General features: G+C 50.0%; 23 protein-coding genes and 1 pseudogene. 15 read left to right on the top strand and 9 right to left on the bottom strand.

Translation table 11 applies throughout. From position 1 onward, the window contains the following. Positions 1-8: 8 nt before the first annotated feature. Positions 9-851, bottom strand: a complete 843-nt coding sequence (locus P3339_RS19650) for an EamA family transporter (protein WP_282951652.1) — start codon at positions 849-851, stop codon at positions 9-11. Positions 852-1,061: 210 nt separating this feature from the next. Between P3339_RS19650 and P3339_RS19655 the strand changes: the two genes are divergently transcribed. The 4 genes from P3339_RS19655 to P3339_RS19670 all read left to right on the top strand — a co-directional run bounded on the left by P3339_RS19655 (position 1,062) and on the right by P3339_RS19670 (position 3,314). Then, positions 1,062-2,018, top strand: coding sequence for a D-2-hydroxyacid dehydrogenase (locus tag P3339_RS19655; protein ID WP_282951653.1), 957 nt, complete (start codon positions 1,062-1,064; stop codon positions 2,016-2,018). Between the two features lie 306 nt (positions 2,019-2,324). Beyond that, a complete protein-coding gene (locus P3339_RS19660) occupies positions 2,325-2,576 on the top strand; it encodes a hypothetical protein (RefSeq protein ID WP_020411919.1) in 252 nt (83 codons plus the stop codon). 35 nt (positions 2,577-2,611) lie between these two features. After that, a complete protein-coding gene (locus P3339_RS19665; RefSeq protein WP_282951654.1) occupies positions 2,612-3,094 on the top strand; it encodes a hypothetical protein in 483 nt (160 codons plus the stop codon). After that, complete coding sequence (locus tag P3339_RS19670; protein ID WP_020411917.1) at positions 3,072-3,314, top strand: hypothetical protein; 243 nt, start codon at positions 3,072-3,074, stop codon at positions 3,312-3,314. The genes P3339_RS19665 and P3339_RS19670 overlap by 23 nt, the downstream gene beginning before the upstream one ends. Before the next feature lie 38 nt (positions 3,315-3,352). Here P3339_RS19670 and yghU read toward each other — a convergent pair whose 3' ends face one another. After that, positions 3,353-4,228, bottom strand: a complete 876-nt coding sequence (yghU, locus tag P3339_RS19675; RefSeq protein ID WP_282951655.1) for a glutathione-dependent disulfide-bond oxidoreductase — start codon at positions 4,226-4,228, stop codon at positions 3,353-3,355. A 449-nt stretch (positions 4,229-4,677) separates the two neighbouring features. Here yghU and rsxA point away from each other — a divergent pair, with 449 nt between their 5' ends. From rsxA to P3339_RS19710, 7 genes and pseudogenes are all read left to right on the top strand, one after another. After that, a complete protein-coding gene (rsxA, locus tag P3339_RS19680) occupies positions 4,678-5,253 on the top strand; it encodes an electron transport complex subunit RsxA (RefSeq protein ID WP_020411915.1) in 576 nt (191 codons plus the stop codon). Positions 5,254-5,262: 9 nt separating this feature from the next. Next, positions 5,263-5,877 carry an electron transport complex subunit RsxB gene (gene rsxB / locus P3339_RS19685; RefSeq protein WP_020411914.1) on the top strand — a complete coding sequence of 205 codons (615 nt, stop codon included), beginning with the start codon at positions 5,263-5,265 and terminating at the stop codon, positions 5,875-5,877. Continuing rightward, positions 5,874-8,018: an electron transport complex subunit RsxC gene (gene rsxC, locus P3339_RS19690; RefSeq protein ID WP_020411913.1), complete on the top strand. Its 2,145-nt coding sequence runs from the start codon at positions 5,874-5,876 to the stop codon at positions 8,016-8,018. Before rsxB ends, rsxC begins: the two co-directional genes overlap by 4 nt. After that, positions 8,018-9,070, top strand: a complete 1,053-nt coding sequence (locus tag P3339_RS19695; RefSeq protein WP_282951656.1) for an RnfABCDGE type electron transport complex subunit D — start codon at positions 8,018-8,020, stop codon at positions 9,068-9,070. The genes rsxC and P3339_RS19695 overlap by 1 nt, the downstream gene beginning before the upstream one ends. Further along, positions 9,070-9,774 carry an electron transport complex subunit RsxG gene (gene rsxG / locus P3339_RS19700; RefSeq protein WP_282951657.1) on the top strand — a complete coding sequence of 235 codons (705 nt, stop codon included), beginning with the start codon at positions 9,070-9,072 and terminating at the stop codon, positions 9,772-9,774. Before P3339_RS19695 ends, rsxG begins: the two co-directional genes overlap by 1 nt. After that, positions 9,774-10,486 (top strand): annotated as a pseudogene (locus P3339_RS19705) (electron transport complex subunit E). The gene rsxG and the pseudogene P3339_RS19705 overlap by 1 nt, the downstream one beginning before the upstream one ends. A 351-nt stretch (positions 10,487-10,837) precedes the next feature. Next, positions 10,838-11,545, top strand: a complete 708-nt coding sequence (locus tag P3339_RS19710; protein ID WP_020411909.1) for a TetR/AcrR family transcriptional regulator — start codon at positions 10,838-10,840, stop codon at positions 11,543-11,545. A 77-nt stretch (positions 11,546-11,622) separates the two neighbouring features. Here the strand turns inward: P3339_RS19710 and P3339_RS19715 are convergent, their stop codons facing one another. Together P3339_RS19715 and P3339_RS19720 are read right to left on the bottom strand one after the other, a co-directional pair. Next, positions 11,623-12,777, bottom strand: coding sequence for an SO2930 family diheme c-type cytochrome (locus P3339_RS19715; protein ID WP_020411908.1), 1,155 nt, complete (start codon positions 12,775-12,777; stop codon positions 11,623-11,625). Then, positions 12,770-14,131: a parallel beta-helix domain-containing protein gene (locus tag P3339_RS19720; RefSeq protein ID WP_282951658.1), complete on the bottom strand. Its 1,362-nt coding sequence runs from the start codon at positions 14,129-14,131 to the stop codon at positions 12,770-12,772. Before P3339_RS19720 ends, P3339_RS19715 begins: the two co-directional genes overlap by 8 nt. Positions 14,132-14,322: 191 nt before the next feature. Between P3339_RS19720 and P3339_RS19725 the strand changes: the two genes are divergently transcribed. Then, positions 14,323-14,805 carry a hypothetical protein gene (locus tag P3339_RS19725; RefSeq protein ID WP_282951659.1) on the top strand — a complete coding sequence of 161 codons (483 nt, stop codon included), beginning with the start codon at positions 14,323-14,325 and terminating at the stop codon, positions 14,803-14,805. A 14-nt stretch (positions 14,806-14,819) separates the two neighbouring features. On the opposite strand, the gene P3339_RS19730 is transcribed toward P3339_RS19725, so the two are convergent. The 3 genes from P3339_RS19730 to P3339_RS19740 all read right to left on the bottom strand — a co-directional run bounded on the left by P3339_RS19730 (position 14,820) and on the right by P3339_RS19740 (position 17,966). Beyond that, positions 14,820-15,755: an alpha/beta hydrolase gene (locus P3339_RS19730; protein ID WP_282951660.1), complete on the bottom strand. Its 936-nt coding sequence runs from the start codon at positions 15,753-15,755 to the stop codon at positions 14,820-14,822. A 185-nt stretch (positions 15,756-15,940) separates the two neighbouring features. Then, positions 15,941-16,537 carry a Yip1 family protein gene (locus P3339_RS19735; RefSeq protein WP_282951661.1) on the bottom strand — a complete coding sequence of 199 codons (597 nt, stop codon included), beginning with the start codon at positions 16,535-16,537 and terminating at the stop codon, positions 15,941-15,943. 364 nt (positions 16,538-16,901) lie between these two features. Then, on the bottom strand, positions 16,902-17,966 hold the full coding sequence (locus tag P3339_RS19740) for a branched-chain amino acid aminotransferase (RefSeq protein WP_020411903.1): 1,065 nt from the start codon (positions 17,964-17,966) through the stop codon (positions 16,902-16,904). A gap of 454 nt (positions 17,967-18,420) precedes the next feature. Between P3339_RS19740 and P3339_RS19745 the strand changes: the two genes are divergently transcribed. Next, positions 18,421-19,869 (top strand): energy transducer TonB, encoded by a 1,449-nt coding sequence (locus P3339_RS19745; protein ID WP_282951662.1) that lies wholly within the window; start codon positions 18,421-18,423, stop codon positions 19,867-19,869. Between the two features lie 154 nt (positions 19,870-20,023). Here the strand turns inward: P3339_RS19745 and P3339_RS19750 are convergent, their stop codons facing one another. Continuing rightward, positions 20,024-20,233, bottom strand: coding sequence for a hypothetical protein (locus P3339_RS19750; protein ID WP_157533340.1), 210 nt, complete (start codon positions 20,231-20,233; stop codon positions 20,024-20,026). 10 nt (positions 20,234-20,243) lie between these two features. Then, positions 20,244-20,468 carry a hypothetical protein gene (locus tag P3339_RS19755; protein WP_157533339.1) on the bottom strand — a complete coding sequence of 75 codons (225 nt, stop codon included), beginning with the start codon at positions 20,466-20,468 and terminating at the stop codon, positions 20,244-20,246. On the opposite strand from P3339_RS19755, the gene P3339_RS19760 reads away from it, so the two are divergent. Beyond that, a complete protein-coding gene (locus P3339_RS19760; protein ID WP_282951663.1) occupies positions 20,446-21,210 on the top strand; it encodes a hypothetical protein in 765 nt (254 codons plus the stop codon). The genes P3339_RS19755 and P3339_RS19760 overlap by 23 nt on opposite strands. Positions 21,211-21,227: 17 nt before the next feature. Further along, positions 21,228-22,454 carry a hypothetical protein gene (locus P3339_RS19765; RefSeq protein ID WP_282951664.1) on the top strand — a complete coding sequence of 409 codons (1,227 nt, stop codon included), beginning with the start codon at positions 21,228-21,230 and terminating at the stop codon, positions 22,452-22,454. Positions 22,455-22,460 lie beyond the last annotated feature (6 nt).

A 22,460-nucleotide genomic window follows, 5' to 3' on the forward strand; every position in this document is an offset into this window, starting at 1 on the left:
TCCCTAGCCTAGCGCAGTGACACCGCAATCAGGCCGGCGCATACTAGCCCCACACCAAGCAGTTGGGGCCTGTATGCCGGCTCTTTTAATAGCCAGATACCAAAACCAACTCCCAGCGGAATACTGAGCTGGCGCAAGGCCACTACATAGCTCACATTCTCCGTCATCGCCATGGCCAGCAAAACAAGGCCATAGGTAGCTCCCATCATCAGTCCCGTTACTAACCCGAGCTTCAAATCACCCAGGCTTCGCACCAATTGGGCACGCCCATTGCTACCAAGACAACCGAAAAGCAACCACAAGCCGCTGGCAAAGAACTGCATACCCAGGTAACTGTATGCCATCGCCATAGGCCGAACGGCACCGTCGAGAGCTGTCTCCAGGTGGAGTAAAGCTCCCTTATCTGCCAGTGAATACCCTACAGTCCCCAGTGCGGCGACCAGGGCCCAGGCACAATCAGCTCGCCAGTAAGCGCGCCAGTGCCATTGACGAAAATACACCAGTGGCACTAACAGACAGCCAATGGTGACCAGTAACATGCCCAGCCAGGCAAGCCACGGCAGAGTCTGTCCGAGCAGCACCGTTGCCAGCGCCACCAGTAATACAGGCAGTGCTCGTGCTATGGGATAAACAAGCCCCATATTGGCGCGCTGGTATGCTAACGCCAGGCCTCCCATATAAATCATCTGAAAAAAGCCACTGCCTATCAGAAGCAGCCAGAACGCACGCGGCAATACCTGTGCTTGAGACAAGACCCAAACACCAAGGGGAAGAAGTAATAAGCCCACGCTCAGTGTGGCGATACAAAAAAAGCCGGGGAAGGTGTGCGGGATTTTCCCAGTAAATTCCATCCCGCATGGAGAAATGCCGATACTAAAACCAGTGTTGCTGCGGTTACCGATATTCCCATTAAGAGCCCTCTTCAACTGAAACAGAAAGGCCCGACAAACAAACCGTAGCCACCCACACAGGACAGATCACGCGCCCCTCCAGCGAAGCCATTGCAATCGGCATCAACTGCCGTAGCATGCCTAAAACAACACAGAAACTAAGGAGACCCCATGCGCGGCGTATTTCTTGACGCACTGACAATGAAGCTGGAGGAGTTGGACATATCAGCCCTGCAAAACAGTCTAGACCACTGGGATTTCCACGATACCACTTCCGACACGCAAACTGCTGAGCACATTGCCGATGCGGAGGTGGTAATCACCAACAAGGTGGTATTAAATCGCGCCGTTTTAGCGCAAGCAAAAAACCTCAAACTGATCTGTGTATGCGCTACCGGCACCAACAATGTTGACCTTGAGGCCGCAAAAGAATTCGACATCCCAGTGCGAAATGTCCAAGGCTACGCTGGAGCCTCAGTGCCACAACATACTCTGGCCTTAATGCTGGCCCTCGCCTCACGTTGGCACCTCTATCACCAGGATGTAATGGCAGGACAATGGAGTCAGTCAGAGATTTTTTGCCTGCTGGATCATCCAGTAGTTGAACTATCGGGAAAAACTCTCGGCATTATTGGCTATGGGGAGTTAGGTCAGAGGGTTGCTCGCCTCGGCGAGGCTCTGGATATGCGGATTTTGATCGCTGAATCCTCCGGACAAACTGAACAGAAAAACCGGGTGCCCCTGGCGCAGTTGCAGTCGGAGTCAGATGTGCTCAGTCTGCACTGTCCACTTACAGAGCAAACTGAGAAACTTATCGATCGCACATTTATCGCTGCAATGAAACCCGGCGCTCTATTGATCAATACAGCCCGCGGCGGCCTGGTAGATGAGGAAGCTCTCGCCGACGCATTGCGCAGCGGCAAGCTGGGTGGGGCAGCCTTGGATGTGCTCAGCGAAGAACCCCCACCCGCAAGCCACCCTCTGCTGGATAACGACATTCCCAACCTAATCCTTACCCCTCACAATGCCTGGATCAGCCGAGAAAGCCGCCAGCGCCTATTAAATGGCGTGGTTAATAATATTGAATCCTGGAGACGGGAATTCGACAACGCACCCCTTAAGCCGTGACTTCCCACTTCTATCTATATGCTCTCCCCGCACCCAACAGAGCCTTAGAAAAATGATCACAATTAAGGCTCGGGGTCACTATCCTACCCATTGGGCACGATTCTCACCCTAACAAGTACTTATACCCAGGAAGGAATTTCAGTGATTTTGGTTAGGAGACAAGAAAAGAGAGTGTATATAGCTTTTTATACAATAATTAATTGTGCTTATTTTCAATTCCCCTAATAAAAGCGCTAATTTGACTGGGGAATACAGGGGACGACTATATCATTCCTTGCCAATCAACCCCTGAAAAGGAGCAACCCGATGGCAACTGCAAGATCTCCCCACACAAACTCCAGTAGGGAAAAGCTGCAACAGGCCTATAATCTCGCAGGCGAGGCGGCAACTGATGCTGCGGAAAGCTTGAGACAGCGAGCTAAATCTTCCGTGGAAACCCAGAGACAGCGCGCTGCGGAAGTTATGGAAAAAGCGGAATCTTCATTGCGGGAACGCCCAATTCTTGCGGTGGGTTGTGCCTTTGTAGTCGGTTGGGCAATCGCTAAGCTTTTTAAATAGCTCTGATCACTTTTTTACCGGTAGGGATACCCTAGATGGGAAATGGAAAAAAGCCCGACTCTAATTCCGGCCCGGCTGCGCACGATCGCGGCCGGGACGAAACAGATGGATCAGCCAACGGCGTTGGGAATAGCGACGGTGACAGTTTAGAAACAACTTTGGCCCGTGCCGAAGCCACTCTCACGTTGCTTACTGCCTGGATCAGCAATATTCAGCGATTATTCCAATTGGAATTGGATCGCACTCTGACTGCTGGCAAACGCCTTATATTTTTGCAACTGATGTTAGTGCCCCTGGGAACAGCCCTGCTTGTCACTATTTGCGGCGGCGTAGGCCTTTTTGCCTACTATTTTTCCCAGTCTATCTATATTGGCTTTCTCGTCTTTCTCTTATTACAAATTGCTATTTTTATCGGCGTGCTGATATACCAACAGAAACTGCGCCCGCTGCTTGGGTTTGAAGAAACCAAGCGGCAGGTGAAAGAGGCCTTAAGCGATGTCGCTGAGAACTTTAAATAAACAGATTGAACAATGCCGCCACGATACAGAAAAACAGCGTCGTAGCGCATTGCACTTAATCAATCAACAGCAGCAGCAGGCCCGCCAACTCCTGAGTTCAATTCCTGTACCACTAATGCTCGGTCTGGCATTCGCTGCTGGTTTTATTACCGAGAAATTGTGGCGGCTGCCACGCACCTCGCAAATAGTTCAGCTGATGCTTTCACTGCGTACTTTCTAAAGAGGAAGGCGAGCTTTTTTCTCATAAACAACTCCCTGTTAGCTCTCTTCATCTGTTAATTTGTCCTGGGTCTTTGTCTCAAAATCACCGGCATCATGGCGCTCGTGAAGCTGTTTTTTGGGATCTCCCCAGGTTCGATTTACCATGCGTCCACGTTGCACCGCAGGCCGTGCGGCAATTTCCTCAACCCAGCGATTCAGATGTTTGTAACTTTGGGTATCGAGAAATTCGGCAGCATCATAAGCCTCATTGCGTACCAATGCTCCATACCAGGGCCAGATCGCGATATCTGCAATAGTGTATTCACGCCCGGCTATATATTGGTGTTTTGCCAGCTGCTGATCCAAGACATCCATTTGCCGCTTTACTTCCATAGCAAAACGATTGATCGGATATTCATACTTCTCAGGGGCGTAGGCATAGAAGTGGCCAAAACCACCACCGAGATAGGGGGCAGCGCCCATTTGCCAGAAAAGCCAGTTGAGAGTTTCCGTGCGCTGCTCCGGGGTATGCGGTAGGTAGGCGCCAAACTTCTCTCCCAGGTAAAGGAGTATCGAGCCACTTTCAAATACCCTGATAGGCGGATTTGTGCTCTGGTCCAAAAGAGCAGGAATTTTCGAGTTGGGGTTCACCTCCACAAAACCACTGCCAAACTGATCTCCCTCAGTAATACGAACCAGATGGGCATCGTATTCAGCTCCATCAAAACCCAGCTCCAACAACTCCTCCAGCATGATCGTCACTTTGACCCCATTCGGCGTCCCCAGTGAATACAGCTGCATCGGGTGCTTACCCCGGGACAACGCCTTCTCATGTGTGGCACCCGCCACCGGGCGATTGATCTTGGCAAACTGCCCACCGCTCTCCGAATCCCAGGTCCAGACTTTTGGTGGGGTATAAGGTTGATCCGACATTTCACGGCTCCAACTGATATTAGGATTTGTCCAGCCATAGATATGGCCACGTCAATTTACTGTAAAGGGGCGCGCCAGCATTTATCGAGAAAGTTCAAAGGAGTTCACTTAATTCACCCGAAACTACACTCACAACCGGCAAACCAGCTGAAATAAGCCCTATTTTTTATATGGACACTAACGACAACCCCATATCTCAATAACCTCGCACAGCTTATAGTCATGCAGCGGCTATTTGGTCATATTACTGACCCCGAAGCTGGGGCCCCTCACCTGCCAGAAGATGCCTGTTCCGAGTTGAAGGCCCTCTGCGACTCACCCATAATACCGGCCCTGCGCGACATTCGACGGACACCTTGCTCACAGAACGCACCACTATCAGGGGCAGGGGCATATACACCGCCATAGCGCTCGTGCCATTTCGCCCCAGGGCTTCAACCGGACCTGTTATGACCGAATTCGCAGTTATCCTGCTCAGTACCATCCTGGTCAACAACTATGTGTTGGTACAGTTTCTGGGCCTGTGCCCCTTTATGGGTGTCTCCAACAAGTTGGAGACCGCCGTGGGCATGGCCGGTGCCACAACCTTTGTACTAACCCTGGCGTCAATTTGCTCCTACTTGGTAAATACCTACCTGCTTGAGCCTTTTGGTATCGAGTATTTGCGCACTATCTCCTTTATTCTGGTAATTGCAGTAGTAGTGCAGTTTGCGCGAATGTTTATCGAGAAAACCAGCCCATTAATGTACAAGGTACTAGGGGTTTTCCTACCTCTAATCACCACTAATTGCGCAGTATTAGGAGTGGCCCTGCAAAACACCATGAAGGCCCATACATTTATGCAGTCCACCTTGTACGGCTTCGGAGCTGCTGTAGGCTTCTCCCTGGTTTTGATTCTTTTCTCCTCCATGCGTGAGCGTCTCTTTGCCGCAGATGTACCCCTGCCATTTCGCGGTGCAGCTATCGGTATGGTAACTGCCGGGCTGATGTCCCTGGCATTTATGGGCTTTAGCGGTCTGGTATAGGGTTTTACGATGCTGGACTGGATCTCAGAAATTTCCTCTCCCCTACTGGTACTTGGCGGCATGGCGCTGACGTTTGGTGCCCTGCTGGGATTTGCCGCTGTACGCTTTAAAGTTGAAGGCGACCCCCTGGTGGAACAGGTTGATGCGCTACTACCACAGACCCAGTGTGGACAGTGCGGTTACCCCGGCTGTAGACCCTATGCGGAAGCCATCGTGCACGGCGATGCCATCAACAAGTGCCCACCCGGAGGCCAGGCCACCATCAATGAGCTGGCCAACTTACTGGACATGGAACCCATGCCACTGGACGCCGAGCACGGGGTAGAGGAAGTAAAGAAAGTCGCTTTTATTCGCGAGGCAGAATGTATCGGCTGTACCAAATGTATCCAGGCATGCCCGGTGGACGCTATCGCCGGGGCTGCTAAATACATGCATACCGTCATCACCGATGAATGCACTGGCTGCGACCTGTGTGTGGAACCCTGCCCAGTGGATTGTATTGATATGGTGCCTGTGGATATGCCTTTACAAGACTGGCACCCCCGGAAACCAGAGGACGGCATCCAGTTAATAGCCTCTGACCGTCGCGGTAATCAGACAGAAACTGGGGGAGGTGCAGTTTGAGCCCCGAGAACGAGACCCAAGCACAGCAAGAGAGAGCCCAACAGCGGAAAGCGGTTACCGAGCGTCGCGCTGCCCGTGAGGCCCAGTTAATTGCCAGCGAAAAAGCGCGGGAGCTGCGCCCCAATGATTTTCACGGTGGCGTACACCCCCCGGAGAATAAGCATCAAAGTACCGGCGAGCCCATTGGCAGTATTCCCTTAGCCGAAGATCTGATAGTGCCCCTTCTACAGCACACAGGTGCTACAGCCCTGCCACTGGTTAATCTTGGTGACGATGTATTAAAGGGGCAAAAAATTGCTGAAGCGGATGGCTTGATCAGCTGTCCAGTGCACGCTCCCAGCTCTGGCAAGGTCGTTGCTATAGAGCCCTGCGCCGTCCCCCACCCATCGGGGCAGGTGGAAGACTGCGTTGTTATTCGCACCGATGGTGAGGAGCGCTGGTGCAAGCTTGAGACCTGTGAGGACTTTACCCAGCTCAGCCGAGTGGAGTTGCTGGAGAAAATTCGTGACTGCGGCATCGCGGGAATGGGAGGTGCCGGTTTCCCCACTGCAGTAAAACTGGACCCTCATGGCGGTGCAGAGATTGATACTTTGATTATCAATGGCACCGAGTGCGAACCCTATATCACCGCTGACGATATGCTGATGCGGGAGCGCGCTGGAGAAATTATTGCCGGAGTCGGTATCCTTTCCTACATCCTTGATGAACCGGAACGGGTTCTCATCGGGATTGAGGATAACAAACCTCAAGCGATTGCAGCGATGCGCGAGGCCGCCAAAGGCACTCGTTTCGATATTGTCGTATTTCCTACTAAATACCCCTCCGGCGGTGAAAAGCAACTGATCCAGATTCTCACAGGGCGTGAGGTCCCCAACCAGGGACTGCCGGCCAATGTCGGTATCGTATGCCAGAACGTGGGTACTGCCAGAGCCATATTCCGCGCAGTACACTTCGGAGAGCCTTTGATCAGCCGGGTTACCACTGTAGTGGGCAAAGCCCTGGAGCGACAACGCAATATTGAAGTACCCATCGGTACCCCCATTCGTCATATCCTTAAGCATCACGGAATTCACCGCGGATTGATGCAAAAGGTGATTATCGGTGGCCCCATGATGGGGTACACCATTGATGATGAAAGCTCACCAGTTGTAAAAACCACCAATTGTCTGCTGGTACCTACCATTGATGAGCTGCCACCCGCTCCAATAGCCAAAGCTTGTATCCGCTGTGGTTTCTGCGCAGAAGCCTGCCCTGCATCGCTGCTACCACAACAACTCTACTGGTATGCACGCGCTGATGAACGGGAAAAACTACAGGCTTACAATTTGTTTGACTGCATTGAATGCGGGGCCTGCTCCTATGTTTGTCCCAGCACGATTCCTCTGGTCCAGTATTACCGCGCGGCAAAGGGGGCTATACGCCAGACCGAGGCGGAGAAGGAGAAATCCGACCGTGCTCGCGACCGCTTCGAATTCCGTAAACTGCGCCTGGAAAAGGCGGAAAAGGAAAAAGAGGCAAAACGTGAAGCCCGACGCAAGGCAGCCGAACTGGCCCGCCAGCAGCGCGAGCAAAACCCAGAGTCTGAGCAAGCCAAAGCCAGTAAACAGGAGGCCGATGTTGTCGCCGCAGCGCTAGCTAGGGTCCAGTCCCGCCAAGAGGACCCCCAGCAATTATTCGCCCGTGCTCAGCGCACGTTCTCCAGTGCAGAGAGCCGCGTGGAGCGCCTACGCGGCAAACTGGAAACCGCCAATGACAGCCAGCGCGACCAGCTTGCCGCTCAACTCAAAGCCGCTGAATTGAAACTACAGGAAGCTGAACACAAGCTCACCCTGGCCAAGCGACGCGCCGACCGCGACCCCGCGCGAGAACCCAGTAAAGAAGAAACCAATGCCGCTGTACGCGCTATCAACAAAGCCCGTTCCGCCGCAGAGGCGCGGGCCCAGTTAAGTGATGCGGAAAAGCTCACTGCGGATATTGATGCTCTACGCAAGAGGGTATCCAAAGCCGAAGCACGACTGCAAAAGGCCCGGGAAGAAGATGACGCTAATCTAGAGGCTTTTGAGACCGCCTTGGAGAAGCTGCAGAAAAAATTGGAAAACAAGATGCATGAACAGCAATCGGCACAGGGTGGAGATCAATAATGTCACTGATCCGTGCCACCTCTCCCCATGCCCGCTCCGGAGATCAAACAGCCAAAGTGATGCTGCAGGTGGCCGCCGCCACCGCCCCGGGTGTACTGGCGATGGTGATCTACTTTGGCATAGGCGTTCTGATCAATATTGCCTTGTCGATTATCACCGCCATGCTGTGCGAAGCGGCGGTGATGAAATTACGCAATCGCCCCGTGGCCTTTTACTTGCGTGACTATAGTGCCTTTGTCACCGCATTGCTCCTTGGCATCGCCCTTCCTCCCTATTGTGCTTGGTGGCTGCCGGTAGTAGGCAGTGCCGTGGCTGTAGTACTGGCTAAACACCTCTATGGCGGTATGGGCTACAACCCGTTCAACCCTGCAATGGTGGGCTATGTGGTGCTACTCATCAGCTTCCCTGTGGACATGACTCGCTGGGTGGGCGCTGCAGATGTAATCGGCGGTGCCCCCAGTGTTGGGGAAGCCTTCGCCCTCGTCTTCGGCAATTACAACGTGGATGGTTTCACCCGCGCTACACCCTTGGAGATTGTCCGCCTCAATGAATCAGTTCTTTTGTCACAGCTGTATGAATTGGAGCCCATTTTCAACAAGGGCACCTTTGCTGGGGCTGGCTGGGAAACCATTAGTTTTGGTTTCCTGTTCGGAGGACTATTTCTGCTCTTCCGCGGCATTATCACCTGGCATGCGCCGGTCGCGATGCTCGCCACCCTGACTCTTTTATCCCTGTTTTTTTATGACAGTGGCAGTTCACTGTCTGAAGGTTCACCGCTATTGCACCTATTTTCTGGTGCCACCATGTTTGGAGCCTTCTTTATTATTACCGATCCGGTTAGCGGCTGTACGAGTAATAAGGGGCGCCTGATTTTTGGGGCGGGGGTGGGGCTCTTTACCTATATTATCCGCGCATGGGGCAGCTACCCGGATGCAGTGGCTTTCGCAGTGCTCTTGATGAACTTTGCCGCGCCCACTATCGACAATTATTCCCTGCCCCGCACTTATGGCCATAAGCGGCCACGACGCGCCACCGATCTGGAGGAGCACTGATGCTCAAACAGTCCATGGCGACAAACGCCGCTGTCTTAACCCTATTTGCCCTGGTCACTGCCGGAACGCTGGCAGTGACCCAGATCACTACACGTGAACCCATTGAGCGCGCCATACGGGCAGCATCGGCAAAAGCACTGTTGGAAATCATTCCCCTGGATCGCCACAGTAACGACCTACTGGTTGATACCTATCCAATTCCCAAGGTCTTCTGGAACCAGCTCGGCCTCCCCCAGGGTGGTGATATCAACCTCGCGCGGGGGGAGGATGGAAAAATCTCCGCTGTGATTGTGCCAGCGGTGGCACCCGACGGTTATTCAGGCCCTATCCAATTGCTGGTGGGAGTAAACCGCGACGGTACTATTGCCGGGGTGCGGGTTACAGGTCATAGCGAAACCCCCGGCCTCGGCGACAAAGTTGAGCTGAAGAAAAGTGACTGGATACTGCAATTCGATGGTTTGTCATTAAAAAATCCACCCGCCAATGAATGGAAAGTACAGAAAGATGGCGGAGTGTTCGATCAGTTTACCGGGGCCACAATTACCCCGCGCGCGGTCGTGAATGAGGTGCGTCAAGTATTGGAGTTTGTTGCACAGAATCACCAAAAGATTTTTAGTGCACCAATATCAAAGCGTGCGGTGGAAGTTGAGAACCCCGAAGCAGAAAAAACAGATGGGGCCCAACCAGAGATGGAGCAAAACTGATGGCAACCCCCGGTTACGCAGAAATCACCCACAATGGGCTTTGGAAGAATAACCCTGCACTGGTGCAGCTACTGGGGCTTTGCCCCCTGTTGGCAGTGACAGGCACAGTGGTCAACGCTATTGGATTGGGCCTAGCCACAACCGGAGTTCTTACCTGCTCAAACCTGGCGGTATCCCTCGTGCGTCAGCAAATGCCAGATACTGTTCGACTGCCCGCTTCGGTCATGATCATCGCCACCTTCGTTACCTGTGTCGAGCTGCTCATGAAGGCCTTCACTTATGAGTTGTACTTGGTGCTCGGTATTTTTATTCCCTTGATTGTTACCAATTGCGCCATTCTCGGGCGTGCAGATGCCTTCGCAAGTAAAAACCCGGTCCTTCCCTCGCTGGTAGATGGATTTATGATGGGAGTTGGCTTTACCGCAGTATTAATCGTAATTGGCGCCGTACGGGAAATATTGGGCCAGGGCACTCTCTTTTCAGATATGGATTTATTACTCGGCCCCATGGCAAAAGACTGGGGCATCTCGGTTCTGGGTAGTAACTATCCTGGAGTACTTGTGGCGGTACTCCCCCAGGAGCATTCCTGGTTGCAGGTCTACTAATCGCAACAAAAAATGCAATAGATTCAGGTATTGAACGTCGTCGCAGCCAACAAGTAAAAATTGTTCCCGGCTCTAAACGTGTTCGAGTTACCGGAAAAATTTCTTAGAAATAAACTTGGAGAAAAAATATCGACGGCAATCTCTTAGTTTAGCGAAAACCATTTGATTGCCAGTGATTATTTAAAGGGCATATTTCATTTATTCTTCTAAATAAAATATTCATATTTGGCGTATTTATTTTCCTTTGATAGATTAATAGACACCTATCTGTCACCAAAAGCCCAAAAATATACACCTTTGCTAAAACACTGGAAATAAAGCCCTTTTTCAGTGCAATACCGGTGTAATCGAATGTAATAGCATTATTGTCTCTTTTTGAATTCGTTTGGCTAGAATGGCACGACCGACCAGCTTGAGAGTGCTATCGGTGCCAACGCAATAAGAACAGGGATACTGCTATGACTGTAGACAATGGAAAGTCTGATTTGGTCTACCACGGCCGCCGCGCTCAGCGCGCCGACAGCCGCCTGCGCCGCAAGGCAATCCTTGAGGCCACCCTGCGACTGATCGTAAAGGAAGGTATTCGCGGTATTCGTCACCGCGCTGTAGCCCGGGAAGCAAGTGTACCCCTGGCTGCCACTACCTACTACTTTAAAGACCTCAATGACCTTATCAGCGACTCATTTACATATTTCGTCGAACAGGGACTAGAGAGTACGCGCCAACTTCAGGAAGAAAGCTTCAGCGCTGCCCGTAACCTTTCAGCACAAGAACGCGCCTCGAACAGTAGCCGCAAATTATTAGTCCAACAGCTAACCCGTTTTGTGCTGACCCATGTCCGAAGCCAAGCTGAGGACAAGGACCGGCGCCTTATAGAACTAGCATTTCGCAATGAAGCACTGCGGAATGAGCAGCTGACACGAGCAGTACGCATGTCAAACCATGCACGGGAATCCCTGATGCAGGAATTCTTCCACCTGCTTGGCCTCACAGACCCCGAAGCTGCAGCTCAGATCGCCCATGGCACAATTCTAAAGCTAGAGTATGAAATACTGAGTGGCACTATTGCCCTCGACTCACCACTACTCGAGCGTACGGTAACCATGATGGTCCACGGGCTGATTCCCGCCGCCACTCCGGTTACTGAAGCCGCAGCATACGGTTAAAATGGGGTTCGGATAAGGTACGGTGCCCTCAGGCACTGTACCCATTATTCTGAACTAGCTCCGTCTTTCAGAAGGGTTTATGTGCAAGTACCCGGCATAGCCGCAACCCACTGGCGCAGCAGCTCCACCCCCTCCTCATGCACCAAACTGCGACCCAGTTCCGGCATCATCGCACCGGGATCAACAGACTCAATTCTGAAATTCAAAATGGAGTGATCCGGTTCACCCGGCACTATGGCAAATAAGCGCTCGCCACTGCCAGTTCCCGCCGCCACTGGTGGCTTGCACAAGCCCAACTTACGCAAGTCTGTCTCACTATGATTTAGCATTAAACCAGAAGTATCGGCCGCGCCAGCAGGGTTATGGCAATGACCACAATTGATATCAAGATAGGCCCTGGCTCGCTCATTCAGCGTTACACTGTTATCCATAAATTTGGCTAAGCTAGGTAATTCAATAGTCTTGGGAACATCACGAAGATAACCAATCTTTTGCCAGTGCTTCAGCTGATTTTCTGTACCACTGAGGTAGGGGTAATCTCGATTGAGGTGTCTGGCCCTTGGGCCGAGAGGTGAAATTTTCTTGCCGGTGAAATTATCTGCATGGCATCCAGCACACTGATTAGCATCAGGCACCACATAGGTAAATTCTGTAATATCTCCCGTTGCCGTTTTTAGCTTAAGTCGACTGGCATCACCAGCAATTTCAAATACCGCTTCTGTCTGTGATTCATTCCAAATATAGGGAATCGCCTGCCAGCCACTCTCACGCCTCACTAGCAACCGGGTTTCCATCAGACGCACCCGCTGCATATCCAGGGCCTCACCCATACGGCCTTCAGCATAGTCATGCTCGAAATTATCAGTGCGCAGTACTGTCTCGTTTTCGCCCCTTGGATAGTAAAATGTTTTGGTTAAAACTGTGCCAACAGGGTAGTCAAACTGCTCATCGCCATATCGGGCCGAAACACCATCAGGCATCCACACTGTACGCAACTTATGGGCATAATCAGTAAATAGTCCTGTGTTGAGATCATAGGGCACCACTCCGATATTTGGCGTTAATACACCATCGAGAATATTTACCAGGTTCCAATCACTCAGTCGTTCCGGAATCGCATTTTCAGCAAACACGACCACTTGAGGGCGAGATTTATCACAGCCTGCTATAGTGGACAGCATCATTCCTGGAAGCAGGATAAAGGCACTTGCCCAGGATATCCAACTATTCATTTCTACCCTCTAATACTGCCAGATGATTATCTGTCTTCTGATCCTCTACGGGCTGCTCAAACTCCAGGACAATTTGGGGTAATTTCTCAAGCTGGCATTTATGTGCGGAAATATCTGTAGAGATATTTTGATAGCCATTGAGGAAATCCACATTGAGAATACCAGCTTCTGCATTATCAATGCATAATTTCAAGTGATCCGGCAGGGCTCCATCAACTGTTTTCTCTTGATTGACAACCCCGTCCCAAAGTACATCGGGAATGCTTCCACCCAGTCCAAATCGAGCCAATTTCAAGGCTTTCAATTCCAGGTGGTCCGGTGAAGTGCCCCCACCAGAAAACTGGTTATCATAGATATAAATTCCTTCAGGATATGGGTCGAAATCTTCCTGTGTGGATTTGTCGCTATAATAACCCGCCGTAAAGTAGCTACTCACTACTATATTAGCGGTATCGTTATCTGCTATCTCATTCTCAAATATCTCAACATTATCATTGGAGTTAATTACAATACCTGACCCTGCAGGAACTGCAGCTACTGGCGTACCTTCATGACCAAAATTTGATGTATTGTTTTTAAAAATTTTATTATTGAAAATACGGGTGCTATGCCCAGGCTGAGGAAGGTTTGGCATATTAAAAACCAAGACTCCACCCGTATTGTTAGTTGCCACATTTCCGTATACATCAGCGCCGATCGTGTTTTCAATTTCAATCCCAGCCACATTGAATTCGGCACGATTATTACGCACTATGACATTTCTCGACTGCCCTACGTAAATACCCGCATCGGATGCCCCTATAGCAACTGAACTCTCCACCAGGGTATTTTTAGTTTGAACAGGATATATGCCGTAAGCTCCATTCTCAGTGGCTGGCCCATTTGTCCACTCAACACGTATATTGCGAATCACTATGTTCTCGCCTTCATTTACTTTTAAGGCATCACCGATTGTGTCTTCAATGGCAAGATTTTCGATAGTGAAATTACTTGCATTCACCAGTAATCCCTCAGCCCCCTGAATCTGCCCTTTAAACGAGAGAATAGATTTATCCATACCCGCACCGCGTATCGTGACTCCATCCACATTCAAGGATAAGCTGCGGTTAATTTGAAACTCTCCTTCGGGAATTAACACCACATCCCCCGGTTTTGCGGATATCAGCTGCCTGAGTAGTTGCTTCTGAAAATCATGGCTAGCTTTTACGCCGGGAGCGTCATTTTGTACCCGCTTGTCTTTGTCACCAGGCGAGCAAGCTGTGGAAGCCATTAGTGCCAAAACCACTCCCACACAGATTGATGTTTTCATGATACGTCCTTTATTTGAATTATTATCGGTAGCAATTAGTGGCAATCTATAAAAATAGGCACGAATGTACCAATTAGGTTGCGCAAAAAACCCTCTTACATAGCTTTACCGATACTATCCAACCAGTGCCTCTGCATCAAGACACTATTATTAATGAACGGAAAAACAATACCGACTCGGCATTAGCAAATTATCCGTCACTTACACTTTAAAATTGGCCCAGGAAAGCTAAAGCGATGAAAATCTTAAAGCCAGCCTTGATTTCCATCAGCTTATTGGCGGAGAGCACTCTCGCCGAGCAGTCACTTAAAGTAGTGATCATGACACCTGATGGAGAAACATTTCAAACAAAACAAATATTGGAAAATCGACTCACAGAAAGCACTCCCGTAATATCTATAAGGGCAATAATGAGAGAGTATCAAGCGATACGGTGCAACGGCCCATGGGGTGCAATTAAGTACAAGGTGATGCTATCAAGCGGTCCAGGCATAGAGATTTTCAAGAAGAATGATCGAGTATACCTACAGTTTATCGAGTATTCAGTAATCAATAAAGATTTGACAGTAGCAAGTATGGGCATTCATTGTATTGATACCGAGCCAAAACAGATATTTAACACTATTGGAGAAATTGATCTTATGAGGAACATAGAAAAGCAAGAGGAACTGGAGCTAAGCAACGGCTACATTTTAAAATATCATTACACTCCAAAATAAAACAATACAAGTAATTAACCATTTAGAAACTTACCAGCCTGAAAATAAGTTTCTTGACATTCATCTCTTACTAAGTCCTCCATGTTTAAGAAGCCATGTATCATATCTGGAAAGTGGAAATTTTCTGAACGAACCCCAGTATTTTTTATAGACTTATAATAAAGCACCCCCTCATCTCGCAAGGGGCAAAACCCTGCCGTTATAACTAGAGTATCCGGCAATCCTCCGGAGAAATCCATATGTAATGGAGATGCTGACTTTCTACATTGGCCATCCTTAAAGTACTGCTCAGAAAACCAGATGCATTTATCGCGTTCGACATAATAGCCCACACCATTTTCCTTATATGACGCACACCTAGCTGTATAATCAACACAGGGATAGACCAGAACTTGTTTGGAAATAGTAATACCTAGATCATATTGGGCGAGATGCGAAACTGATGCAGACAGGGCTCCACCTGCTGAGTCTCCAGCAACAGATAAACTTTTTTGATAATTGACTTTTCTTTTATCCAAAACCGTCCATATCCCACGAGCGACAGCACACGAATCGACCACTGCAGCGGGATATGGATTTTCGGGAGCCAGCCGATACTCTGGTGCCACCAAAATATGCTGCGTCGCGAGGGAAAACTTCCGGCATATCGGATCGTAGTTTTCTACACTTCCCACAACATGACCACCACCATGAAAATATAAAAGTACAGGCAACTTCTTCTCTGGTGCAGGATTATATACCCTGACAGGCACGTTATAGCCAGTGGAATAGACTACTTCATCAAATATGCAGTCCACTTCTGGAATATCAGAAATGTAACTCCTGATCATTTTTCCAGACATCTCACGAGAATTAATTACACTAAACTTGAACCCCTGAGCTGCTTGCGCAGCCATACTCTCGTTGAGTTGATCCAGAAAAGGGATCAGTTTCGCATTTACCTTTCGCAACAGGCTGTCCTCTCAGGTAAATCACAAAGCAGTCATCAACATTATAAGTAGCCTCCATACATAAAGGCTTCCTGATTAACTGGTAGAAAATAATTAAGAATCCATAGATATAATTACTTTGTCTACTAAAAGCAGCCAGCTTAGAATTAACAAGTAAACTGGCTATTTGAAGAATAATTGTGATATCAGTGGAAAACTGGCTCGGAGACATAGCTCCAGAAAAGTACAGTTCCCACCATAATCAACACAGCCATTACCAGAGAGACAGTAATAATGGCACTGGCAAAAAGAAACCCGCGCTCTTCCGAGACACCCATAACAATGGGAATTCCCAAATATAACAAATAAACGGCATAGGCAACTGCAACGGTAGCCAAAAGAATATCTAACCATAGCAAAGGGTATATACCGGCGACACCGACTAAAAAGATTGGTGTTGCAGTAAATCCAGCGATAACAACGCCCTTCAATGGGTGTGTTTCAGCTCCATAGGTCTTGGCCATCCAATGAATGAAGTAACCAATCGCAACAACAGTCAATACCATAGTGCAGTAAAAAACCGCAACCAACTCCAGTGCACTCTGACCTGTAATTCTGACCGGTTCACCGCCACCAATACTCCAACCCACCTGAGTGGTGCCAAAATACCACGCCGCTGCTGGAAGCAACGCCAAAACAATCACGTAGGGCAACTGACTGCGTAATTTCTTTTCAGGGAGGCTACTGATCAGTTCCCACTGCCTGCGGGGCTGTATCATAAGGCCGAACATATGGATCAACATTCCGTTTTCCTCACGCTCTGTAAGGAACTCTAAGTGCGACCTATTTGCTCAATTTGATCTTGAAACTGCTGGTCAAAATGAGGTGTACCACTAAAAGGCCATCCTCGAAGCTCCAGTTCATTTCTTCTTCTATCGACTTACTTTTAGGAGCTTAAGTCGTTCAAGTCAACAATAAGGAAGGAATTGGCGGAAATGCTTACATGAGCGTTTCTAGGAGAAACATTTAACCCACCGAAAATGATACAAAACAACCCGGGAGGATAATTATCTGTATAAATAAAAGAGAGACAAATAAGTGGATATAGCCATATCAGAGGTAGCTGGCGAATTAACTCAGCCAGCTACCTGGAGGGACATTCCAGCCTCAGAAACTGACCGCCTGAATAGCGCACATCCAACCAAAACGATCCTCCTCTCGCCCTTCCTGAATATCAAGGAGCGCCTGACGCAGGTGCTGGGCCACAGGACCAGGTGCCTGAGGAAGTTTGTAGGTACCACTTTCATCACCTATCACGCTTATAGGGCTGATAATCGCAGCGGTGCCACAGGCAAATGTTTCAGAGCAGACGCCCGAGGCGACCTGCCCTAGTAATTCATCAATATGAATTGCACCCTCAATTACTTTGTATCCGAGGTCCCTAGCCAATTCAATCAGACTAAAACGGGTAATCCCCTCTAGAATGGAGCCATTAAGCGCCGGAGTGTGAAGCTCGCCGTCGATTACCGCGAAGAAATTCATACCAGACAACTCATCCACACTACTGCGGTCGTCTGGGTTAAGCCATAGTGACTGGTCAAAGCCACGCTCTTTTAAGCGACCAATACTAAGCAAGGAGCCTGCGTAGTTACCACCGACCTTTGCATCCCCAGTGCCCCCTACTGCAGCTCTGGCGTCTTCTCGCTCTACCCAAAGTCGCATATTACCGGAGTGGTAAGCCTCTGAAGGGCTAGCGATCACATAAAACTCATAGGAGGTGCTCGCAGATACCGTTAGGTCTGCCTGGGTACCCATCAGAAAGGGACGCAAGTAGAGGGATTCTCCACTGTTACCAGGTACTAAATTTGCGCAGTAAGCAGCGACAGTGCGCACACCATCCATGAACAGAGACTCAGGCACTGGAGGCATACATAGGCGCTTGGCTGAATAAGACATGCGCTCTGCATTTTTTTCAGGGCGGAAAAGGGCAATACCCTGCGACGTACGGTAAGCTTTCATCCCCTCAAAGCACGACTGAGCGTAATGCAATACCTTAGCTGCCGGGTCAACAGATAGTGGTGCGTAGGGGACCAACTCACCACTGCTCCAGCAACCATCCTGACAGACAGCACGAAACATTACTGGCGCCATTACTGCCCCAAAACCCAGCCTCTCAGGCATTTCATATCCACGCAGGCTCGGGGCTACGTCAGGGTCGATATAGATGCTCACCAGCTCTCTCCTCTCATTCCAATTGGCTGATTATGGCGCCTGTTGCGCTGCAATCCAAATATGTCACCCGAGGGTTGATCAGGTACAGCTAATAGCCCCTAAAAAAACGCAAAAATTTAGGATAAAAATCCACTAAGCAGTTCGTATTACTTGCCCCACAGTGTCAGATACGGCATCCCCCCGGCAATATCAACTGTCGCCCAAACAAGCACAATAAACTTTTGGCACCTGCTTACCGACCTTGAGTTCTGCTATTTCTCCCGGCCTGCTAAACCAAAAGGGTGGTCGCAGGCATGCCGGCAAATCGATAGCCGGTTGGTTGAAGTCTCCGTCACAATCCCTCTGATGACAGATTGTGCTGGCTATACTGTTTAATACGCAGCCAGGAGCGCAAAGATAAGCATCCGGCTGCGTCTTCCCCGAGGCCCCAAGAGCGAACTCACCGCCGGCCCTCGTGTTGAAGCAGAACCACATTTCAGGAGAGAGCTTCCACTCAACGACCTTTGGGGTCCACAGGTGGAAACGAGACCCACATACCCTGCGTGAGGCCATGGCTTTTTTCGCAGTTGTGGGTAATGAAAACCGGAATGGAAGTGGTTCAATCGTGACACAGATAGATACCAGCAAATCACTTGCTATCGGCTTGATGTTTACAGCCACAGCACTGCTGTGTAAAAGCGCCTTCGCTGCAGATGGCGTAACTGTGAGCCAGGATACTAATGCCCCTCCCAAGGCATTTATTGAGGCCGCCTCCAAACCCCTACAAAAAAATCGACGACAACTTCGTCCTTCTGAGGCGGTAGAAAGCTACCGCGAACGAATTGAAGAGCTTGAGGCACAACACGGTGCTTATGGCGCGGGAATTGATGAACAATTACTTGGGTTAGCCACAGCTTTGCAAAAAACTGGTGCACATAAAGAAGCCGCCAGTGAGTTCCGTCGTGCCATGCTGGTAAATAGGGTCAATGAAGGACTCTACTCCCTCAACCAGATCCCTATGATTGAGCGACTGATCGAAAGTCAGATTGCCCTGAATCAGTGGGAGGAAGCTAACGACAATCAACAGTACCTCTACTGGCTTTACGAAAAAAATTACGGTGAAAAAGATCCACGGATGTTACCCGTTATCAATAACCTGAGCCGCTGGCATCTACAGTCTTACATAGAAGAAAAAGGTGAGACTCTTGTTGAGCACCTGATCAATGCTACAAAACTTTATACCTTAGCGGTTGATATTATCACAAAGAATTTTGGTGCCAGTGATTTGCGCTTGGTAGACGCTCTACGCGGACTCAAAGCAACCAATTATTACTTGGCAACCTATAAGGGCGAACCACAGGCACCAGTTATCGTCAATACCAGCTTTGGCGCTGGTGGATCCAATGCCAGTCAACTTCACAAAGTAGATCACTACCGGACGAAGAGTTTTAACACCGGTAAAAAAGCCATAACCCGTATCGTCGACGTTTACCAAAGAAATCCCCTATCCCCACCGGCAGCTTCAGCCAAAGCAAAAGTAGAGCTAGGTGACTGGTACATGATGTTTAACAAGTGGCATTCGGCTCGCCAGACATATGGCGAAGCCTATCAGGCACTATGGGACAATGGCGCCTCCAATGACGAAATAGAGGATATTTTTGGGCGTCCTGTCGCCCTGCCAGCACTTCCAATACTGGACTCCGACAGTAAGGCCCTAGCCAACTCCCACATCACTGTTTCATACGACGTTACCGCTTTCGGAAAAGCACGCAATATTAAGGTGTTGAGAGCCTACCCATCGGACAAGGTGCGCATTCGTTCCAAAGTCCGCAACATATTAAAGCGCGCCAAGTTTCGCCCTCGCTTTGAGGACGGCGAAGCAGTAGAAACCCGCGGCATAGTGCAACGATTCGTCTTTGATTGAGGATTTTTGCTGCAAAGCACTTTTAAAGCGGTGTGGTAAACGCGCAAATAATCAAATAACAACTATTTTTAAGATTCCACACCGTTTACTTATCGGACTGGCAGATTACGTAGACTGTTCACCGACCCGCCTGCCCGGGCACATATCAAATATTTTAGGAGAAAGCAGATGACAATTCGGAAAGCGCTTCGAAAAGGTCATTGCCAGTGTATTGGCTGGCATACTCTGCTCTCCGTTGCCTTATTGACCTCAGCGATGGTCGGCTGTAAGAGCCAACAGACACAATCGCAACCGCCAGCAATGCCATCAATGCCCTCTGCCAGTTCTCAGTCTCAATCGCAGCCACAGTCGCAATCGCAGTCACAATCGCAGTCTCAGAGCAGTTCTTCGTCCAGCAGCAGCTCACAGAGCTCCAGCCAGTCGCAGACCGCCAGCAGTAGCAGCGGCCAGCCACGTAGCAACTCTTCTAGCCAGCCCAGTATGAGCATGCCCGGTGCGGAAAGAAACTCCCAGAGTAACAGCAGTACGGCACCGGGAGAGGAACAGGCTTCCCGCCAGAGTTCAGCTGGAGATTCTATGCCGGAATCTGATTCCCGCAATCGCTCCACACCGGTTTATAGTGATTCAAAGCAATCACAAAGGGATCAAAGTAATCCGCCAGACCCCTCCTCTGGAGAGGAAGGCACTCCTCCAAACGAAATCGATTTTTCCGAGGAGGATCAAACCGCTTCATCTTCCAGCGCCTCCAGTAGCAGTTCTTCCAGCAGTGCATCTTCCAGCAGTAGTAGTGCCAATAGCGCTAATGCCGGGCAACCAGGCGATAGTGCATCAAGGGCGGGAAGCGCACCCAACGAAGCCCCGACATCGGCTGCGGAGCAGGTTGCGGAACTGGAGGGCCGCTTTGAATCCACCATGGTGAGTTACGACGGCATGATCCTGCGCGAGCGTGATTACGTGCGTAATAGGCCTGGCTCGGCCTCCGCTGAAAGTGACGAGGACGCCATGGATGAAGCGCCGCCAGGGGAATCCCTGGAAGACCTCATTGAATCAGCCGAAGCTGAAATCCCCGCACCACCAGGCAGTGGAGCACCAGCTGGAGGAGGACCGCAGCAAAATAACTCCAGTGGCCAGGTTACCGGACCCGGGCTGCCTACAAAAGGGCGACAGGGGGACTACAACCACAGCAGCTCACAGGCCGTAGTACCCGCAGATATACCCAGTGGTACAGATGACGATGTTGTAGCAAGGCAAATTCGTGAAGCAGCCACCCGGGAAACCGACCCCGAATTGCGGGAAAAATTATGGGAAGAATACCGAAAGTATAAAAAAGCGACGAAGTAGTTACTAAGGATGCCTGTATGTCATTTTACAAGTCCACTTACAAAAGCGGCCACTCCCCGACATGCTTATTTACCATATTATTGTGGTCGGTAGTCGCATTAATTTTCACAGGCTGTACCACAACGGAAGTACGAACTACCGCATTTACGCCCCTTACTATTGAGGACAAAAATATTGCTGAAGAGCGATTACTCGACGTAGGTGTAATTCAGTTTGACCCAGGCCTAGAAACTACTGAGGCAGACGAAGATACCCTGGTATTTCCTGAATTGCGCCAGGCGGAGTCTCGCTTTATGGCCGTCACCTTGGCCGACTCATTGCAATCAAGCCTTGGCTGGGGAGCAGTTCGAGTTATCCCATCTGCACGCACCAATATAGATGTAACCGTCTCTGGCCGTATTCTCAAATCCGACGGCGAATCCCTGACAGTTGAAATTACTGTCGCTGACTCCCGAGGCCAGCTCTGGTTTACAAAAGAGTACAGTGAAAACGCCTCGCATTATGCCTACGATCGCAAGCACCCTACGGAGGGGGATGCTTTCCAAGGCATCTACAACCGTATTGCCAACGACATGCTGCAGTACCGGCAAAAACTATCAAATCAGCAAATTGTCGAGCTTCGCACTATTTCCGAAATGCGCTTTGCCCGCAGCTTCTCCCCTGAAGCCTTCGACCGCTACCTGCACCAAAGCGAAAGTGGTATCTACTATCTAAGTGCCCTACCCGCAGAAAATGATCCGATGCTAGCAAGGGTGCGCAAAATTCGTGAGCGGGACTACCTGTTTGTCGATACCCTACAGGAGTATTACGGCACATTCGCAAAAACCATGGAGGTGCCCTATCAGGAATGGCGTGCGCGCAGTTACGAGGAGGTTCGGGAGATGCGCGAATTAAAGCGTAAGGCCCGTAATCACACCATTATGGGTGCCGCAGCCATTATCGGCGGAATTGCTGCCGCAGGAGCTGGAGGTGGCAGCGCCCAAGCTGCGGGCCAGGTCGGTATCGGCGCAGGTGGTTACCTGATAAAGAGCGCCTTTGATCGCCGTGCTGATGCCAAGATGCACTTAGAGGCACTGCAGGAGCTGGGTGACTCAATGGAGGCCGAAGTTGAGCCACAAATCGTAGAGCTTGAGGATCGTACTGTGACTCTTACCGGTTCAGTAGAAAACCAATATCGGCAATGGCGCGAAATTCTGAAGGAAATATACGATGCAGAGACGGGCTCATCCAGTAACAGTATCTAGCATCAC

Origin of the sequence: Microbulbifer sp. MLAF003, from assembly GCF_030012965.1 — a bacterium.
Classification (GTDB): domain Bacteria; phylum Pseudomonadota; class Gammaproteobacteria; order Pseudomonadales; family Cellvibrionaceae; genus Microbulbifer; species Microbulbifer variabilis.

What these genes read in the sequence shown, in the direction of transcription:
- P3339_RS19650 (WP_282951652.1), bottom strand. Translation starts at nt 851, where the DNA reads ATGGAATTTACTGGGAAAATCCCGCACACCTTCCCCGGCTTTTTTTGT.
- P3339_RS19655 (WP_282951653.1), top strand. Translation starts at nt 1,062, where the DNA reads ATGCGCGGCGTATTTCTTGACGCACTGACAATGAAGCTGGAGGAGTTG.
- P3339_RS19660 (WP_020411919.1), top strand. Translation starts at nt 2,325, where the DNA reads ATGGCAACTGCAAGATCTCCCCACACAAACTCCAGTAGGGAAAAGCTG.
- P3339_RS19665 (WP_282951654.1), top strand. Translation starts at nt 2,612, where the DNA reads ATGGGAAATGGAAAAAAGCCCGACTCTAATTCCGGCCCGGCTGCGCAC.
- P3339_RS19670 (WP_020411917.1), top strand. Translation starts at nt 3,072, where the DNA reads ATGTCGCTGAGAACTTTAAATAAACAGATTGAACAATGCCGCCACGAT.
- yghU (WP_282951655.1), bottom strand. Translation starts at nt 4,228, where the DNA reads ATGTCGGATCAACCTTATACCCCACCAAAAGTCTGGACCTGGGATTCG.
- rsxA (WP_020411915.1), top strand. Translation starts at nt 4,678, where the DNA reads ATGACCGAATTCGCAGTTATCCTGCTCAGTACCATCCTGGTCAACAAC.
- rsxB (WP_020411914.1), top strand. Translation starts at nt 5,263, where the DNA reads ATGCTGGACTGGATCTCAGAAATTTCCTCTCCCCTACTGGTACTTGGC.
- P3339_RS19695 (WP_282951656.1), top strand. Translation starts at nt 8,018, where the DNA reads ATGTCACTGATCCGTGCCACCTCTCCCCATGCCCGCTCCGGAGATCAA.
- rsxG (WP_282951657.1), top strand. Translation starts at nt 9,070, where the DNA reads ATGCTCAAACAGTCCATGGCGACAAACGCCGCTGTCTTAACCCTATTT.
- P3339_RS19710 (WP_020411909.1), top strand. Translation starts at nt 10,838, where the DNA reads ATGACTGTAGACAATGGAAAGTCTGATTTGGTCTACCACGGCCGCCGC.
- P3339_RS19715 (WP_020411908.1), bottom strand. Translation starts at nt 12,777, where the DNA reads ATGAATAGTTGGATATCCTGGGCAAGTGCCTTTATCCTGCTTCCAGGA.
- P3339_RS19725 (WP_282951659.1), top strand. Translation starts at nt 14,323, where the DNA reads ATGAAAATCTTAAAGCCAGCCTTGATTTCCATCAGCTTATTGGCGGAG.
- P3339_RS19735 (WP_282951661.1), bottom strand. Translation starts at nt 16,537, where the DNA reads ATGTTGATCCATATGTTCGGCCTTATGATACAGCCCCGCAGGCAGTGG.
- P3339_RS19760 (WP_282951663.1), top strand. Translation starts at nt 20,446, where the DNA reads ATGCCGGAATCTGATTCCCGCAATCGCTCCACACCGGTTTATAGTGAT.
- P3339_RS19765 (WP_282951664.1), top strand. Translation starts at nt 21,228, where the DNA reads ATGTCATTTTACAAGTCCACTTACAAAAGCGGCCACTCCCCGACATGC.